Here is a 16,522-nt window from a genome sequence, read left to right as displayed (position 1 = left end):
CAAGACCCCACCGAGTCTCAGACCCCGTCACCGGTGGCCCTGGCCGCTTGACGGAAACCATAGAGGCACCCCCCCGGAACGCCGTCGTCATCAGCCCGGCCGAACGTGTGGGCCCTTTCCACCGCCGTGCGCCTTGGTCAGAGGTGTGGAGAAGTGCTCAGGCAGGGCAAGCAACCGCCACAGGCTCGGCACAGGAAGTCCGTCGATATTTTTTTCATGCGAGTTTTCACTGTGGACCTGACTTCCGCGGGTGCCAGCCGATCGACGACGCCAGAATGGGCCGATGCCGCGGACACCGTGCAGCGGATCGAACGCCCCTCGGAACTCTCCTGGTCCTGCGTGGACCTCCAACCCGACGCCGTCGTGATCACGGTCGAGGCTGCAGGCACCTACGACACCCTGGTCACCCGAACCCTGCGCGCGGACGGAATTCACACCCCCGTGTTCGTCCTGGCGCACGAGGCCGACGGCGAAGCCGTGGCCAAGACGCTGGAAGCCGGTGCCGACGACGTCGTCCCCACCCCCGTGAGCGTGGTGGAGATGCGCGCACGTCTGCGAGCACTGACGCGGCGGCCGGCAACGTGGGAACCCGATGAACTCAGCAACGGGCCCCTGCGAGTGGACCTCATGGGGCATCGGGCCCTGGCCCACGACCGGGAACTCGACCTGACGCCGGTCCAGTTCAGGCTCCTCACGGTCCTGGTGCGCAACGCGGGCCGGACGTTGACGCGGGACCAGCTGCTCGAATCCGTCTGGGATCCGGCCGAGCAACTCGAGTCCAACGTGGTCGATCAGGCCGTGTCCGGGCTGCGAACCAAACTGGCCGAGCACGACACCAAGAACTGCCTCAAAACGGTCCGCGGCGTGGGCTATCGACTGGAGGCGGCAGAGTAAGCGGCGCAGCGGCCCACGCGCGCGGCGTAGTCAACGGCCCACCTGCTGGGAGTCGTCAGTGATCCACACGGGTCAGTCCGAGCTGCGCTGCACCGTCGCTGAGCCGCTGCAGCCCGAAGGCCTCCACGGGGCTCCACACGCCGTGGGGGAAGGTGTCGGCCGCGAGTTCCCGCGCACCCCAAGCCAACAGGCGCCCCGTGAGGGTGTAGGTGTTGGGGCCTTCCAGGTGCACCTCGGCCAGCTCGGTGCCGTCGGACGCGAGGGCCACTGCCACAACGCCCATGCGTTGGCGCTCACGCCGCTGCGCATCGGGCCCGCCGTGGCCGACGATCCGACCCTTCACCTTGTCGGCAAGAGCCCCGGGCACTCGCGGGAGCTTGGCCGTCACACCGGATGCGGCCATCAACGCCTGGGCCGGGCGAGCGGGGAACCATCCGTTGTAGACGTCCACGGTGCGCAGACCGGGAACACCACGAGGTAGGAAAACGACCTCGGTTCCACTCAGCCTGACGGCTCTCCGCCGCTGCCCGGCCACCGTGAACGTTGCACTGGCCGACCCGGGGCGCACCTGAACCGAGGTGCCGTTGCGCCACATGGGCATGCGTGTTCCGCCGGCGTCGAGCAGAGTTTGCCGCGTCCCCGCGCTCAGGTCCACCAGGGGGTTCATGGGCCCGATGTGGAAGTAGCCGATACGCAGGGTGTCGATCTCGGGACCGGCGTCTCGGGCCGCGAGCGCACCGGCGAGCAGCCCCGGGACGTAGTCGAAGCCGAAGGCCGGGAGCATGGTTGAGCCCGATGCCTTGGCCGTGCCGTCCAGGTTGTCCACCAGGCCTTGGACGAAGCCGACCTCGCCGGTCGAATCCAGGTAGTGGCTGCCCGCACGTGCCGCGGTCTCCGCCACGTGGTGCCCGAACCGCTCGAAGGGACCCACCGTGGAGATGACCACGTCCCCGGGGCCCATGAGGGGCTGGAGGCTGTCCGGATCACCCGCGTCGGCCACTGCGGTCTCCAGGCCGCCCAGTTGGGTTGCAAGGTCCTGCAGTCGACCTGCATCACGGCCGGCGAGCACCGGTCGAGCGCCCTGGTCGACCAACTCCTGGGCGACCAGGCCTCCGGTGTATCCGGTGGCACCCAGCAGGATGATGCGGCGGTTGGCTGATGTGTCCATGACACTCTCCGATCGATCGGAATCGCGGCGGGTGGGCAACTGATCCCGCTCCTGCGCCGACTCTATCACTTATGAAACGACTTGATTTCTTTTCTATTGGGAGGCAGTCTGGTTCACACCCGATGAAAGAGAAGCCGTGAACCACCACGTCGACACCACCGCCCCCGCCCTTGTCACCGGCGCAACCGGATACGTTGCCGGATGGATCATCAAGTCATTGCTCGAGGCAGGCGTGACGGTTCATGCCACAGTGCGCGATTCCTCCGATTCCGCGCGACTGGCGCATTTGACCGCTATTGCCGATCAGTCCCCCGGGCAGATCCGTTTCTTCGATGCAGACCTACTGACCGAGGGCTCCTTCGACCGGGCCATGCAGGACACCCGGGTGGTTTTCCACACCGCCTCCCCGTTCGTGCGGGACGTCAAGGACGCCCAGCGGGATCTCGTCGATCCGGCCGTCCGGGGAACGACGAACGTCCTCACCACGGCCAACCGCACCCCAAGCGTGCGTCGCGTGGTCCTCACGAGTTCGGTCGCCGCGATGTATGGCGACGCCGCCGAACTGTCCACCACCGACGGCAAGCTGGACGAATCCTGCTGGAACACGACGTCCAGCCTCACCCACGAGCCCTACTCGTACTCCAAGACGATGGCGGAGAAGACCGCCTGGGACCTCGCCGAGGGGCAGGGCCGGTGGGACCTGGTCACCGTCAATCCCGCCCTGGTGTTGGGCCCCTCCCTCAACGACAAGCCCACGAGCGACAGCTTCACCATCGTGGGACAACTCACCGATGGCCGCGGCCGATTCGGGGTGCCGAACCTGGCCATGACGTTCGTCGACGTCCGTGACATCGCTGCCGCGCACCTGGCCGCCGCCTACACCCCCACCGCCCACGGCCGATACCTGGTAGCTGCAGAAGCCAGCGACCTGGTGCGCGTCGGACGGCTGCTCCGACCACACGCGGCGCGGCCGGGCCTCGTGGCCACCCGCGCCCTGCCGAAGCCCCTTGCTGTCCTCATCGCGCCACTCATCGGGCTGACCCGGGACTACGCGCGCGACAACATCGGTCACCCCCTTCACCTGGCCACCACGCGCACCCAGGACGAGCTCGGCGTCACCTACCGAAGCCTCGACAACGGCCTGCGCGAGATGCTGACCCAGCTGGAAGACACACAAGCATGAGCGGCCGCCCCATGGGCAGACCCGTGGACACAACCCTGGAGGCCCGTTTCCTCCAGGCCACCGTCGAACTGATCTCCACCCACGGCTACCGTGCCGTGTCCATGGCGGCCATTGCCAAGCACGTGGGCGCCTCGACCGCCAGCCTCTACCGCAGGTGGCCGAGCAAACGAGACCTGGTGCTCGCCGCCGCACGGACCTTCTCCCCCGTCAACGACGACGACGGGAGTGACCTGGGGGACACCGGGTCCCTGGTCGGCGATCTGACGGCCGAGATCGAGTGCTTGCAGGAGCTGATGGCACAGGTCGGCCCGGTCATCCTCGGGCTGCTCGCCGAGGCTCAGCACGACCCCGAACTGCTCGGGGTGTTGGACGAGGTTCTGCTGCAACCCACCCGTGACGTCCTCGCCGAGATCATCGACCGCGCGGTCACACGCGGAGAGCTGGCGGGAGCGGACCAGCCCCAGGCTGATGCCCTGGCCGACATGGTGCTCGGTGGTTGTCTCCTGCACAGGGCGACTTCACTGTCACCGCGGGCCCCAAGGCCTGCCCGGCAATGGGCGCTCGGCCTGGCAGGCACGCTCACGGTCACCTCCGGCGCCGCAACACAAGGAGCACCCTCCACCGCCACCTCGACCGTTGACTGAGGACCTCGCACCGCCATCAGCCGGGGACGCGAGCAACGCGCGACGTCGACCGCTGTGTCAGACGTCCCGCGCGGTGCGGTTGACCACCTTGGACCGGACGGTCAGGGCGATGATGATCAGCAGCACGCCGTACAGCACCAGCGGGATGGATCCGGTCACCAGAACGGACCAGTCACCGCCCGAACTCAGCAGCGCATCGCGCAGGCTGGACTCGGCCAGCGGCCCCAGGACCATGCCGATCATGAGCGGTGCCAACGGCACGTCGTAGCGGCGCATGAGGAAGCCGAGCAGGGACAGGCCCAGAAGCAGGAGCAGGTCGAAGATCCGGCCCGAGGTCGCGTAGACGCCCAAACCACAGAACACGGTGATTCCCGCGTAGAGGTACGGCTTGGGGATCAGCAGCAGCTTGGACCACAGCGGGGCGAACGGCAGGTTGAGGATCAGCAGGACGACCATGGCCACGAAGAAGCTGGCCAGCAACGCCCACACCAGATCCGGCGCTCGTTCGAACAGCAACGGACCGGGCTGTAGACCGTACTGCTGGAAGGCCGCGAGCATGATCGCCGCGGTCGAGGACACCGGCAACCCGAGGGCCAGCAGCGCACCCATGGCGGTTCCGGTGGTCGCGTTGCCCGCAGCTTCGGGCGCGGCCAGACCACGGATCGCGCCCTTGCCGAACTGCGGGTCGTGCCGACGGCGGTCCAGGCGGCGTTCGACGTCGTAGGCCATGAAGGTGGGCACCTCCGATCCTCCGACGGGAATGACGCCGAAGGGCAGACCGATCGCGGTGCCACGGGCCCAGGCCGGGGCGGCCTCCTTGAGCTCATGAGCCTTCAGGAAGGGGCGCCCGGAGGCATCGACCTGCTTGCCGTCGCGGTCGCGTTTGATCCGCGACGCGACCTGCAGCACCTCGCCCAGCGCCAGGATCGCGACGGTCACGGTGACCAGCGAGATCCCGTCGAAGATCTGCGGCGCGCCCAGAGTGAAGCGCTCCACACCCGACATCGCGTCGATACCGATCGTGGCGATGGCCAGTCCGATGACCAAGGAGGCCAGGCCCTTGATGGCGGAGTCGGACACCACCGACGACGTGGCGACGAAGGCGAACAGGGCCAAGGCGAAGAACTCCTGCGGGCCGAACAGCGCGGAGAGTTCGGCGAGCTTGGGGGCCAGGAACACCACCACGATCGAGGCCGTCATGCCGCCGATGAACGCACCGATCGCCGCGGTGGCCAAGGCCTGCGGGGCCCTCCCGTTGAGGGCCATCTTGTGCCCCTCGAAGGTCGAGGCGATGGCAGAGCCCTGCCCCGGGGTGTTCATCAGGATGCCCATGGTGGAGTCGCCGAAGAGACCGCCGAAGTAGACGCCGGCGAACATGATGAACGCCGCCGTGGGATCCAGCGCGAACGTCATGGGCAGCAGCAGCGCCACGGCCATGGACGAACCGAGCCCGGGCAGAACACCCACCGCGGTGCCCAGGAGACACCCGACCAGCACCCACAGGAGGTTCATGGGCGTCAGTGCGCCCTGGAAACCTTCGGCCAACATGCCCAGTGATTCCATGTCAGAGCCCTCCCAACAAGCCGGACGGAAGATTTAGCCCCAGGCCGACGGCGAAGGCCAGATAGATCAAACTCGAGACCACCAGGGCCAGGGAGATGTCGAACAGCGGACGCCGACTACCAACCCCGCGCGCCACACACCAGAACAGCAGCGCCGCGGCAATGATCCACCCCAGGAACTCCAGGCCCACGGAGAACACCAGGAACCCGCCGACCAGCCAGGCCAGTGCTGTCCAGTCCGAATGGAAGCGGTAGACACCCAGGCTGTTGCTCTCGTCCGGCGGGGACGGCTTGCGCACAATCTCCAGAACCAGCAGCAGCGCCAACACGTAACCCGCGACCGCCAGCAGCAGCGGGTAGAACCGGGGGCCGGGGAACTCCGTGTCCTCGGGGACGGACATCGTCACGATGCCGTACACCAGATACGTGCTGATTCCGGCCAGGACCAGGGGAACCACCAAGCCGCTGCGACCCGCCATGAACCCGGAGCGCTCCGGGGTCTGAGACGTCCGCGGTTCACCGACGGCCACGGGGCCGTCCGCCTCCGGCACTCGGACCGCGGGCGGGTGCCCGGAATGCTCCGGAGCGTTGTTCGTGGAGGATGGGCTCACAATGGTCCTTGGGGTGATCCGTGGGTTACAGGGCCGCGAAGTGGTGCGAGGACCTACCGGAACGATGCGAGGAAATCACCCCCGCCGCACCAGTATGATGCAGGTCACAGGGAAGCATACTGCCAGCCCGGACCATGGAGGACCAATGACCGTCGTCATCGCCCGTAGCAACAGCCCCGAGAGTGAAGCCGCCCTGGCGGCAGGGCTTGTCGAAGCCAAGCGCCGCGGCGAGGACGCTGTGATCTTCCAGTTGGACGGTCAGCAGTTGGACCCGGACACCCCGGAGCTGGAGGGAGTGTCGGTGGCCCACCGCTTCCCCGAGCCCCGCGGCCGCGACGCCACGGGTGACCTGCTCGATGTGGCCGGTGAGGTGGATGCCTCGCTGATCGTCGTCGGGATCAAGCACCGCAGCCCCGTGGGCAAGCTGTTCCTGGGCAGCGCAGCACAGCAGTTGCTGCTCGAGGCCAACGCGCCGGTCCTGGCGGTCAAGTCGACCAGGTGAACTGAGGCCTCCCTGGTCAGGTCACGCGAGAGGTAACCGCACCGTGAAACGGGTCCCGCGACGGGAACCGGGCCGCGGCGAGATGACCGTGGCTTCGCCCCCGTGGGCCTGCACGACGGTCCGCACGATCGCCAGGCCCAGTCCCGTAGAACCTTCCACTGCGGAATCGGTCGAATCTTCACCGGTGCCCTCGCGTGTCTCATCACCCGACGGTGCGTGAGTCCGTGCCTGGTCACCCCGCGCGAACCGGTCGAACAGGTGCTCCTGCAACTCCGCCGGCACACCGGGGCCGTCGTCGTCGACGTGCAGGATCGCCTGGGGCCCGGCGGACTCCAGGGTGACGGTCACCCGGGTGCCCGCGGGAGTGTGTTTGCGGGCATTGGACAGGAGGTTGGCCACCACCTGGGCCAGCTGCCGCGAATCCCCTGAAACCGTGACTGGTTCCGGCGGGACGTCCAGGTCCCATCGGTGATCGGCTCCGGCGGCGCTGGCGTCCATGACCGCTTCGGCCACGATCTCCCCCAGGTCCACCTCCTTGCACTCGGGTGCCCGGCCCGCGTCGAGCCGGGCGAGCAGCAGAAGGTCCTCGACCAGGCCACCCATCCGCTGGGCCTGCGCCAGGAGACGGTCGAGGGAGGCCCGCCCCTGCGGAGAGAGCTGTTCGCTCAACCGCAGCATGTCCGCGTAGCCGCGCACTGAGGCCAACGGCGTCCGGAGCTCGTGGGAGGCGTCCGCCACGAACTGGCGGAGTTGGGCCTCCGACGCGTTGCGTTGCTGCAGTGCGTCGTCGATGTTGGTCAACAGGAGGTTCAGCGCATACCCGACGTCGCCGATCTCCGTACCCGGCTGTGCCAGGTCACCGCGGACCAGGTGGTCCCGAACCGGGACTTCGCCCGACTCCAGCGGCAGGGCGGCCACGTCGGCGGCGGATTCCGACACCTTGGCCAGCGGACGCAGTGATCGCCGGATCCACCAGAATCCGAGCAGAGCGGTCACCAGGAGCGCTGCGGCCGAACCGCCCAGGATGGTGGCCAACAGGACGTCCCGCGTGTGATCGACCTGCTGAGAGGGCAGGCCGGTGATCACGTACCGCTGTGACTCAGCGGTGCCGGAGTCCGTGTCCTGCGTGGGAGCGGCCGGTGCTCCGGCCTGGGAAAGTGGCCCCGCAACCCCCACGCGGTAATTCCCTCTGGAGAGTTCGATGTCCTTCAGCGGGGCGTGCTCAATCTCCTCCGGGGTCGCGGCCGACACGTCGTTGACGATTCCCGCGGTGGTCAAGAGTTCGACGTCCGCATCGGACAGCTCCTCGGCGGAGCCTTCGTCGCTCAGACAGGTGGCCCGCTGGACCTTGCCGTTCTCCACGACGACGGACACGACGCCCACCGGTTGCCCCGGGGTCTCCAGGGGATCGCGGTCCCAATGAGCGCTGTCCCCTCCCGACTCCTCCGGTTGGGCCGTGCTTGTGCTCCCCGGCGTGGGCATCGGCGATGCGCCCGGCGACGGGCCCGCGGCCGGTTGTTCCGCGAGCGCCGGGTCCCCGCCGGTGAACGCAGCCGAGCGAGCCATGGCCTGCCGCACCGAATCATCGAGCTGCGAGTCGAGGGTGCGTTCGGCCGTGGCCGTGATGGCCAGTCCGGTGACGGTCAGCACCGCCGCCAGCAACAGGACCACACCGGCAACGGTGCGGAAGGCCAAGGTCCTGCGGAACGGGAGTCTCTGGCTCATGCGGACGTGCCGTTCACGCGGGTCGGATCACGTACCCGGCACCCCGGACCGTGTGAATCATGGGGTCGCGCCCGGCGTCGATCTTCTTGCGCAGGTAAGAGATGTAGAGCTCCACGATGTTGGCCTGCCCCTGGAAGTCGTAGTCCCATACGGCGTCCAGGATCCGGGACTTGGAGAGCACGGCCCTGGGGTTCTCCATGAGGTAGCGCAGCAGCTGGAACTGGGTGTCCGTCAATTCGATCTGCTCCCCGCCGCGGGTGCATTCCCGGGTGCTGACGTTGAGCACCAGGTCCCCGACGACGAGTTCGTCGGCCTCCTGGGCGGTCACTCCGGAGCGTTCCACCAGGCGGTGCAGACGCAGCAGGACCTCCTCGATGGAGAACGGCTTGGTGACGTAGTCGTCGCCCCCGGCCGACAGGCCCGCGATCCGGTCCTCGACCGAGTCCTTGGCCGTCAGGAACAGGGCGGGGACGTGCGGCTGTGTGCGACGGATCTTGGCCAACACCTCCGGGCCGTCGTATTCGGGGAGCATCCAGTCCAGGACCAGGACGTCGGGCACGAATTCCTTGGCCTGTTCGACGGCGGCGCGGCCGGCGTGCTCGATGCGGGTCTCCCACCCGACCATGCGGCACCCCATGGCCACCAGATCCGCCAGGGAGGGTTCGTCGTCGACGACCAGTACCCGGACGGGTGACCCGTCGGGATGCGACAGGGCGGGAAGGTTCAAGGAAGGAAGGCTCACGGTACTCCTTACGGGTCAGGCGACATCTTTCCAGAGATTCCTCCGAGCCCACCCGTGCCTGGGCCCTATCCTGATCCTCACTCGCCGGGGATCGGCCCCGGTCAGGACGGAAGGAGTGCGCATGCCCGCGCAGAAACCGGTGGCCGTCGAAGGCGGCCCGGTCTGGATCGGTTTGACCACGCACGACGTGGGCGGCGCGATCGCGTTCTACTCGCAGCTGCTGGGGTGGGAGTTCCCGGAGGGCAACCCCGAATTCGGCGGCTACCGCGTGGTGCTCAGGGACGGGCTCCCGGTCGCGGGCGCCATGACCTCGCTCTCCGGGCCCGAAGGACCCACCGAAAAGCCGCAGGCACCCACCAACTGGACGGTGTACCTGCGCACGGATGACATCGAGGCCCGTTGCGCAGCCGTCACGGAACACGGCGGTCAGCTGCTCCTCCCGCCGATGCCCGTCGGCGACCTGGGGAGCATGGCGGTTCTGAGTGACCCCGCGGGCGCCGTCGTGGGTCTGTGGCAGCCCGACACGTTCGACGGCCTGGAAATCTGCGCCACCCTGGGTGCACCCGTGTGGTTCGAGACCATGACCAAGGACTTCGACGCGGCGTCGGTCTTCTACCGGGACGCACTTGAGTGGGATCTTCACGCGATGCCCGGTGAAGACGCCGACTTCCGGTACGTCACGCACGGCACCGGCGAGCGCACTGCGGCTGGAATGTGTGACGCGGCCGGTTTCCTGCCGGACGACGTCGACTCGTACTGGCGGGTGTACTTCGGCGTGGCGAACCTGGACGAGTCCCTGGCCCAGGTCGACGCCCTGGGCGGTGCCCTGCTGGACGGGCCCGTGGACTCCCCCTGGGGGCGGTTGGCCACCGTGGCCGACCCTCAAGGGGCCTCCTTCCAGCTCCTGGAAATTCCTGCGCAGTACCACTGACACGGCCGCTGCGGGCGGGTGCGCGGGTTTCCCCGCGCACCCGCCCGGGCACAGAATGCGTGAGGCCCACCACCTGAGGAAGACTGTGGCCATGGACACGTTTCAGAGCACAGCACGCGAATTGATGGCCGAGGCCCGCTCCAACGAGAACGGTCGGGCAGCTCGCCTCCTGATCCACGACGGACCCTTGCGGCAGACGCTGCTGGCCCTGACCGCGGGCACCCAGTTGGCCGAACACAACTCCCCGCCGGCCGCGAGCATTCTGGTCCTCGAGGGAAGGCTCGCCGTCACGGCCCAGGAGACGGACGAGCTCTCCCAAGGACAGATCGCCGCCCTGACCCATCACCGCCACGGCGTCACGGCGCACGAGGACTCCGTGTTCCTGCTGACCACCGTGACGGGACTCCCCGGAAGCACCAGTCACGACGACGCCGAATAGGAGCAGCAGCCATGGCACGCAAAACCGCGACGTCATTGTGGTTCGACGACAACGGTCTGGAGGCCGCCGAGTACTACGCGTCCGTGTTCGAGGACTGCGAGATCACGAACGTCATGACCGACCCCGGCGGCAACCCGCACACCACGGAGGGGCAGGTCCTGGTGGTGGATTTCCGGATCGGCGACCAGAACATCCAGATCATCAACGGCGGACCGCACTTCGCGGTCGACGAAGCCGTTTCCGTCGTGCTCGAGTGCGATTCGCAGGAGGAGGCGGATCGGTACTACACCGAGCTGACCCGTGAAGGGTCCGAGGCTCCCTGCGGGTGGTGCAAGGACAAGTTCGGGCTGAGCTGGCAGATCGTGCCGCCAGGGGTCAACGAGTTGTTCATGCTGGAGGACCGCGCGGCCGCCAAACGCGCCGTCGAGGCCATGATGACCATGACCCGCCTGGACGCCTCGGTCATGCAGCGCGCCGCGGCGGGCGACCCGGCCTGATGCCCAGGGGCGGATGACGCGTACCTACCGCATTGATAAGTAGGCTCCTGTTCATGGACACCTCGCACGGCGTCGCCCGTCATCGCAACCATGCCCGGCCGATCACCTTGGTGATCGTCGGGGCCAGCGGCGACCTGACCGAACGCTTGCTCCTGCCCGGTCTCGGACAAGTGCTCACGCTGGAACCGGATCGAGAGGTCCTGGTCGTGGGAACGGCGCGAAGGGAACACCCGAACTGGGCGGAAACCGTCCGCGAGGCGTTCGAGTCGGTGGAGGCCCACGGACCGGCCGTGGAGAGGACGCTGGCCAAGACTCGTTACGTCCAGGGCGACACCACCGATCTGTCCGACCTACGGGACCTGCTCGCCGTCGTCGAGGGCCGCGTGGTGCTGTACTACGCGTTGCCCCCGGCCGTCACCGAAAAAGCACTGGGCACGCTCTCGGAAATCGAGGGACTGGACGATTTGTGGATCGCCCTGGAGAAGCCGATCGGGACGGACCAGGAGAGTGCGGCAGCGCTCAACAAGGCGGCCGCCCGCATCGTCCCGGAGGACCGGATCCTGCGCGTCGATCATTTCCTGGGCATGCCCGCCGTACTGGACATGGTGGGACTGCGTCTGGCCAACCGGATCCTGGAGCCTGTACTCAACCGGGAGCACGTCGAGTCCATCCAGATCACCTTCGACGAAACCCTGGGGCTGGAAGGCCGGGCCGAGTTCTACGACAGCACCGGAGCGATCCGGGACATGCTCCAGTCACACCTGCTCCAGGTGATGGGGGTGCTGATGATGAGCCCGCCCGCGGCCCTGGACGACGACGAAATCCCCGCGTTGGTCAGCCACGTCCTGCGCCACACCCACTTGGCGGGTGCGGTCGAGGACTCCGTGGTGGCCGGGCGATACACCGCCGGATCGGTCGGCGGTCGCGACCTCCCGGACTACGTCGCGGAGGAGGGCGTGGACCCGTCCCGCCGCACGGAGACCTTCGGCCAGATCACGGTGGAGGTCGACACCTGGCGATGGAACGGCGTGCCCGTCACGTTGCGTTCGGGGAAGGCCATCGGCTCTCCCAGACAGGAGATCGTCGTGCGTTTCCGACCGGCGCCCCAGATCATCGACGGCGTCAGCGAGGGGGCTCCGAACGTCCTCCGTCTGGGTTTCCAGGACGGTGAGATCACGATGGAAGTCAACGCCGGTGGGCCCTTCGACGTCCGTGGTCTCACGCGGCTGTCCCTGTCCTCCTCGACGGGCACTCAGACGCTGGGCGCCTACGGCAACGTCGTGCGGTGGCTGCTGGACGGCAATCCGGCCTTCTCCGTCCACGGGGACGCCGCGGAACAGGGATGGCGCATCGTGGAGCCCGCGATCACGGGAATCGCCAACGGTGCGGTGCCGGTGCAGGACTACCCGGCGGGGTCCGCCGGGCCCGCCTGAAACCGGGCCGGACCGGAGCGCGCCTCAGGCCGCCCGGGGGACGGGGATGCCGTGGACATCGGCGGTGTTCACCCGGAACTGCAGCCGATCAGGAACACCCAGGAACCGGGATCGCTCGCGAGTGCTCCAGGCACGCCAATCGATCTCCGCCCACTCGCCGACGGCGTGCACGGACTGTCCCGCACACAGGTCCCGCGTCCAACCTTCGGGTCCGTGCAGCACGACTTCCTCGTCCAAGGTGTCACCGCTGCCGGTGCGCTCGGCGAGCAGGGCAGCACAGTGCGGGCCGAGTACTTTCACCACCCTCCCCGTCAACTCGGATCGGGTGCTCGTGCGAGCGTTCTGTACGGCGCGGGTCAGGGCGGCCACGGTGACTCCTGGGGGTCGGTTCCAATATGGGGCTTGGCAGCCCACCGGGCGGGTGCTGTGGCACACCGGGATCGTTCATCCCCGTGCATCACCCGAACGGTGGGCGTGCACTGAAGTGTGCTCGGGCCCTATGGACACATCGTGGGATGCTTCGGTGATTCCGATCGACGGGACCGGTGAACGCCCTGGATTCGTTCTGGGCGGCACCCAAATGCCCTGGTCAGCGGGTTCGAGGCGACCGGGACTCAGACCCCTGACTGTGGCCGGTCTCTCACAATCCGTTCCACCCCGGAACCCGCCAGGACCGCGCAGGTCATCCAGATCGCCGCCGCAGGACCCAACGGTGCGGCCACCGCGCCGGCCAGGACTGGCATTCCGACCTGACCCAGTCGGTTGGCCATGAGGCGCACGGCCAGGGCCGAACCCCGCCAACTGTCCGGGACCGTCGTCGTGATCATGGTCATGGTCAGCGGCTGCCCCAGGCCAAGGAAGAACCCGCCCGCGGCAAGGAAGAGCGCCGCGAGCCATTCGTTCTGGATGAACAAAGGCGGCACGGCCAGGGTGGTGGCCGAGATGACCAGGCTCGCCTTGAGCATGGCGGTCCGCCGGAAGCGCCGGGACAGCCAGGGCAGGACCACACGCGACAGGATCGACGCCCCTCCACGGATAGCCAGCAAGACACCGACGACGACGGGCGCCACGCCCGCCTGTTCCGCCACCACGGGCAGGAACGCCGTGAGGATGTCCAGCATGGCCAGCAGCCCCATGGAGGCCACCATGTAGGGCACCACACCGCCCATGCCCAGGATGCGGGCCACCGACGGCCTGCCGTCCTCCTCCGCGGAGGCGGTGACATCGCGCAAGGGCGCGCCACCGAACTTGAGGGCGACCGGGCCCAGCGCCGCCGCGGCCAACAGCGCACCCACCCACAACGCCAGATTCACCCGCCCCATGCTCTCCGGCTCCACCGCAACGGAGGCCGTCCCCAGGAGCGCGCCGCCCAGCAACGGGCCGATCATCTGCCCCATGGAGTAGGAGGCCGTGAACCACCCGAACCCGGCGTCCAAGGCGTCATTGGCCGCGGTGCGTGCGATCGTGGTTTGCCCGGCGACGGTGAAGGCCAGGTGCCCCATGCCCAACAGCGCGCTGGCAACGGCGACCACCGCAATGTTCGGGGCCAGGGCCAGGGCCACGCCGCCCAGGGTCAGGGCCGCAACCCCCGCACTCAACATGAGCCGCAGGGAGGCCATGCGGTCGGACACACGTCCCAACCACACCGCCGCGAATAACGGCAGCAGCGCGTAGGCAGCCGTCACCAGACCGATGGTCACCGGACCGGCCCCCAGCGCGATCAGCTTGTAACTGGTCACGGGCCGCAGCAGGTTCAGTCCACCCTGGGTCAGGGCGCCGGCCAGGCACAGCATCCACAGCCAGGTCAGTGCATTGCGTGCCATCCCTCAGTGGCTCGCGATGCGCAGGCCGGCGGCCCGCATGCGCTCGGCATCAGTCGCCACGATCACGTCGGCAAAGTTCTCGCGGTACGCGCCGAGGTCCTCGTCCACGGATCCCACGACCGCGACCACGGGCAGTCCCGGACGCACGCTGTTGACTCGGTTCAGGATCGCGTCGATGATCTTGCCCTCCCCCGTCTGGGAGTCCAACCGGCCCTCTCCGACCACGACGACGTCGGCCTGCGCCACCGCGTGGTCGAAGTCCACGAAGTCCAGGACGTATTCGGCACCGGAGACCAGTTCGGCGTCGTAGCGGCCCCACATGCCACCGGAGAATCCACCGGCGGCCCCCGTGCGGGCAACACCCAGCGGATTACGTGGCAATGCCGCCGCCTGGTCACGGAGTCTGGCGGTGATCCGTTCGACAGTTTCCGGATGCGCTCCCTTCTGGGGTCCGAACACCTCTCCCGCGCGTTCGAAGGGCGTGGTGACGTCCGTGAGCACGGTGATCGGGACGCCCGTGAGCCCGCCGGCCTCCTCGATGGCCCGAATGGCGCCTTCGGCCCCGTCGCTCGTGGCGGAACCACCGGCCGAGACCAGGATGCGCCGGGCCCCGTGCTTGATCGCGTCCACGATGACCTGCCCCGTGCCGTAGGTGTCCGCGGTGAAGGCGTCTCGTGCGCCGTCGTGTTGAACGGTGATCCCGCTGGCCTGGGCGAGTTCGACGACGGCCGTGCCGTCCTGGGTGATCGCGTACTCGGCCGTCACGGGCGCTCCCCAGGGATTGGTCACCTGGACCGAATGGAGGGTGGCACCGGTGGTCGATGCCACCGCCGACATCGTGCCCTCCCCGCCGTCGGCGACCGGCAGTTCCACCGGCTGGCCGCCCGCTTCGCGTACCCCGGCCGCGATGGCGCGGGCGACTTCCACCGCGGTGTACGTTCCCTTGAAGCTGTCGGGGGCGATCAGCACGCGCATTCTGGACCTTCCGGGCTCGGCGACGGACCGCTCGTGCAGTGCTCACCGGAAAGTGGACGCGACCTGCCCGAGGCGCAGTTCACGCTACCGGACGGGGCCGCGCCCACGGGGGTGGGTCAGACCTGCACCGTCACAGGTCACCCGTTTCCGGGCGCGCAGTCTCGGGCGATACGATCCCCAAGACCGCAGCGACCCCTTTGAGCGCGATCATCGCCGTGGGTGCGTTGGTGTTGCCCGTGGGCACGGTGGGCATCACCGACGCATCGATCACCCGCACCCCGCCGAGTCCGCGGACCCGCAGGTCCTCGGGGGAGACCACCGCTTCCGGCCCGGATCCCATCCGACACGTTCCGACCTGGTGGTGGTAGGTGGTCACCCACCGCTTGACGTAGGTCTCCTCTGCATCTCCCGCGGAGACCTCGGCCCCCGGATAGACCTCGACGGCGCCCCAGTCCTCCGCCAGCGCCGGCGCGGCAACCATGTCCCGCGCCTGCCGGAAGGAGGCCATCAGAGCGGGCAGGTCCCGTGGGTCCTCGAAGATGTTGGGATCCAGCTCGACAGGGTCGGAGACCTTGGCGCCGGTCAGTCGCACGGTGCCCCGCGAGTAGGGGCGGACCAGACCCGCGTGCAAGGTGAAGGCGTTGGCGGGACCCTCCATGCCGTCGTCGTACATCGGCACGGAGAAGTGAATGGGCTGGGTGTCGGGCTCGGACAGGTCAGGCCGCGAGCGCCAGAACAGGTGGGTCTGGGTCACGGACCAGTCGGTCTCCGGGTGCTCGATCTCCCGCCCCGTGGTCTCGGCGATGACCGGGGCCAACAGGTGGTCGTGCAGGTTCTCCCCCACGGGAAGGTCCGCCTCGACGGTGATTCCGACGTCCCGGAGATGCTCAGCAGGGCCCACACCGGAGCGCAGCAGAATCTTGGGGGTGTCCAGGGCGCCCGCGCACAGAATGACCTCGTCCGCCCGCAGCTCCTCACCCACGCCGTCGGGGTCCTCCAGGGGCGAGTAGCGCACACCGCGCACGGCGCCGTCTTCGATCACCAATCGTTGAATGTGGGCGCCGGTGATGACGGTCAGCAACGGGTTGTCCAGGATCGGTTTGAGGAACGCCATCCACGTGTTGAACCGGCGGTCGTCGCGGACGTTGACCTGCTGCTGGGAGATCCCGTCCAGGGTCCCCGCGTTGTAGTCGGGGTTGTACTCCACCCCGACCTGCCCGGCCGCATCGATGATCGAATCGAAGATCGGGTTGCGCACGTAGTCCTGTCGAACGGGCACCGGGCCATCGGTCCCGCGGGTGGGCGCGGGCTGCTGCCCCGCCGGGTGCCTCTATGGTTTTCGTCAAGCCGCCAGAGCGACTGACGACGGCGCCGAAGGCGTGGTCGGGTCTTC

17 protein-coding genes are annotated in these 16,522 nt (G+C 68.2%); 8 read left to right on the top strand and 9 right to left on the bottom strand.

Annotated elements, in window-relative coordinates; translation table 11 throughout:
* Nucleotides 1-216: 216 nt before the first annotated feature.
* Complete coding sequence (locus GWK18_RS12170; protein ID WP_166835537.1) at nucleotides 217-894, top strand: response regulator transcription factor; 678 nt, start codon at nucleotides 217-219, stop codon at nucleotides 892-894.
* Nucleotides 895-949: 55 nt separating this feature from the next.
* On the opposite strand, the gene GWK18_RS12165 is transcribed toward GWK18_RS12170, so the two are convergent.
* Nucleotides 950-2,062: a saccharopine dehydrogenase NADP-binding domain-containing protein gene (locus GWK18_RS12165; RefSeq protein ID WP_123825918.1), complete on the bottom strand. Its 1,113-nt coding sequence runs from the start codon at nucleotides 2,060-2,062 to the stop codon at nucleotides 950-952.
* Nucleotides 2,063-2,198: 136 nt separating this feature from the next.
* On the opposite strand from GWK18_RS12165, the gene GWK18_RS12160 reads away from it, so the two are divergent.
* Together GWK18_RS12160 and GWK18_RS12155 are read left to right on the top strand one after the other, a co-directional pair.
* Nucleotides 2,199-3,245 carry an NAD-dependent epimerase/dehydratase family protein gene (locus GWK18_RS12160; RefSeq protein WP_166835535.1) on the top strand — a complete coding sequence of 349 codons (1,047 nt, stop codon included), beginning with the start codon at nucleotides 2,199-2,201 and terminating at the stop codon, nucleotides 3,243-3,245.
* On the top strand, nucleotides 3,242-3,889 hold the full coding sequence (locus GWK18_RS12155) for a TetR/AcrR family transcriptional regulator (protein WP_166835534.1): 648 nt from the start codon (nucleotides 3,242-3,244) through the stop codon (nucleotides 3,887-3,889). The genes GWK18_RS12160 and GWK18_RS12155 overlap by 4 nt, the downstream gene beginning before the upstream one ends.
* A gap of 57 nt (nucleotides 3,890-3,946) precedes the next feature.
* On the opposite strand, the gene GWK18_RS12150 is transcribed toward GWK18_RS12155, so the two are convergent.
* Both GWK18_RS12150 and GWK18_RS12145 read right to left on the bottom strand, forming a co-directional pair.
* Nucleotides 3,947-5,452, bottom strand: a complete 1,506-nt coding sequence (locus GWK18_RS12150; RefSeq protein ID WP_166835532.1) for a tripartite tricarboxylate transporter permease — start codon at nucleotides 5,450-5,452, stop codon at nucleotides 3,947-3,949.
* Nucleotide 5,453: 1 nt separating this feature from the next.
* Nucleotides 5,454-6,062, bottom strand: coding sequence for a tripartite tricarboxylate transporter TctB family protein (locus tag GWK18_RS12145; RefSeq protein ID WP_325049556.1), 609 nt, complete (start codon nucleotides 6,060-6,062; stop codon nucleotides 5,454-5,456).
* Nucleotides 6,063-6,207: 145 nt separating this feature from the next.
* On the opposite strand from GWK18_RS12145, the gene GWK18_RS12140 reads away from it, so the two are divergent.
* Nucleotides 6,208-6,564: a universal stress protein gene (locus GWK18_RS12140; RefSeq protein ID WP_166835531.1), complete on the top strand. Its 357-nt coding sequence runs from the start codon at nucleotides 6,208-6,210 to the stop codon at nucleotides 6,562-6,564.
* Nucleotides 6,565-6,585: 21 nt separating this feature from the next.
* On the opposite strand, the gene GWK18_RS12135 is transcribed toward GWK18_RS12140, so the two are convergent.
* Entirely contained in the window at nucleotides 6,586-8,289 is a 1,704-nt protein-coding gene (locus GWK18_RS12135) for a HAMP domain-containing sensor histidine kinase (RefSeq protein ID WP_166835529.1), read from the bottom strand.
* Between the two features lie 13 nt (nucleotides 8,290-8,302).
* Nucleotides 8,303-9,031: a response regulator transcription factor gene (locus GWK18_RS12130; protein WP_348535949.1), complete on the bottom strand. Its 729-nt coding sequence runs from the start codon at nucleotides 9,029-9,031 to the stop codon at nucleotides 8,303-8,305.
* Between the two features lie 121 nt (nucleotides 9,032-9,152).
* On the opposite strand from GWK18_RS12130, the gene GWK18_RS12125 reads away from it, so the two are divergent.
* The 4 genes from GWK18_RS12125 (at nucleotide 9,153) to GWK18_RS12110 (ending at nucleotide 12,331) form a co-directional block, all read left to right on the top strand.
* Complete coding sequence (locus tag GWK18_RS12125; protein ID WP_166835527.1) at nucleotides 9,153-9,962, top strand: VOC family protein; 810 nt, start codon at nucleotides 9,153-9,155, stop codon at nucleotides 9,960-9,962.
* Nucleotides 9,963-10,053: 91 nt separating this feature from the next.
* Nucleotides 10,054-10,401, top strand: coding sequence for a cupin (locus GWK18_RS12120; protein ID WP_123825902.1), 348 nt, complete (start codon nucleotides 10,054-10,056; stop codon nucleotides 10,399-10,401).
* An 11-nt stretch (nucleotides 10,402-10,412) separates the two neighbouring features.
* Entirely contained in the window at nucleotides 10,413-10,898 is a 486-nt protein-coding gene (locus tag GWK18_RS12115) for a VOC family protein (protein ID WP_123825900.1), read from the top strand.
* Between the two features lie 53 nt (nucleotides 10,899-10,951).
* Nucleotides 10,952-12,331, top strand: a complete 1,380-nt coding sequence (locus tag GWK18_RS12110) for a glucose-6-phosphate dehydrogenase (RefSeq protein WP_123825898.1) — start codon at nucleotides 10,952-10,954, stop codon at nucleotides 12,329-12,331.
* A 24-nt stretch (nucleotides 12,332-12,355) separates the two neighbouring features.
* Here the strand turns inward: GWK18_RS12110 and GWK18_RS12105 are convergent, their stop codons facing one another.
* The 4 genes from GWK18_RS12105 to GWK18_RS13495 form a co-directional block, all read right to left on the bottom strand.
* Nucleotides 12,356-12,700, bottom strand: a complete 345-nt coding sequence (locus GWK18_RS12105; RefSeq protein ID WP_123825896.1) for a hypothetical protein — start codon at nucleotides 12,698-12,700, stop codon at nucleotides 12,356-12,358.
* Nucleotides 12,701-12,945: 245 nt separating this feature from the next.
* Nucleotides 12,946-14,154: an MFS transporter gene (locus tag GWK18_RS12100; protein WP_123825894.1), complete on the bottom strand. Its 1,209-nt coding sequence runs from the start codon at nucleotides 14,152-14,154 to the stop codon at nucleotides 12,946-12,948.
* A gap of 3 nt (nucleotides 14,155-14,157) precedes the next feature.
* Nucleotides 14,158-15,129 (bottom strand): glycerate kinase, encoded by a 972-nt coding sequence (locus tag GWK18_RS12095; RefSeq protein ID WP_166835525.1) that lies wholly within the window; start codon nucleotides 15,127-15,129, stop codon nucleotides 14,158-14,160.
* Nucleotides 15,130-15,259: 130 nt separating this feature from the next.
* A complete protein-coding gene (locus GWK18_RS13495) occupies nucleotides 15,260-16,408 on the bottom strand; it encodes a GMC family oxidoreductase (RefSeq protein WP_348535948.1) in 1,149 nt (382 codons plus the stop codon).
* Between the last annotated feature and the right edge of the window lie 114 nt (nucleotides 16,409-16,522).

Origin of the sequence: Kocuria sp. JC486 (assembly GCF_011602805.1) — a bacterium.
Lineage (GTDB): Bacteria > Actinomycetota > Actinomycetes > Actinomycetales > Micrococcaceae > Kocuria > Kocuria soli.
This window is presented reverse-complemented; position numbering and strand designations above follow the sequence as displayed.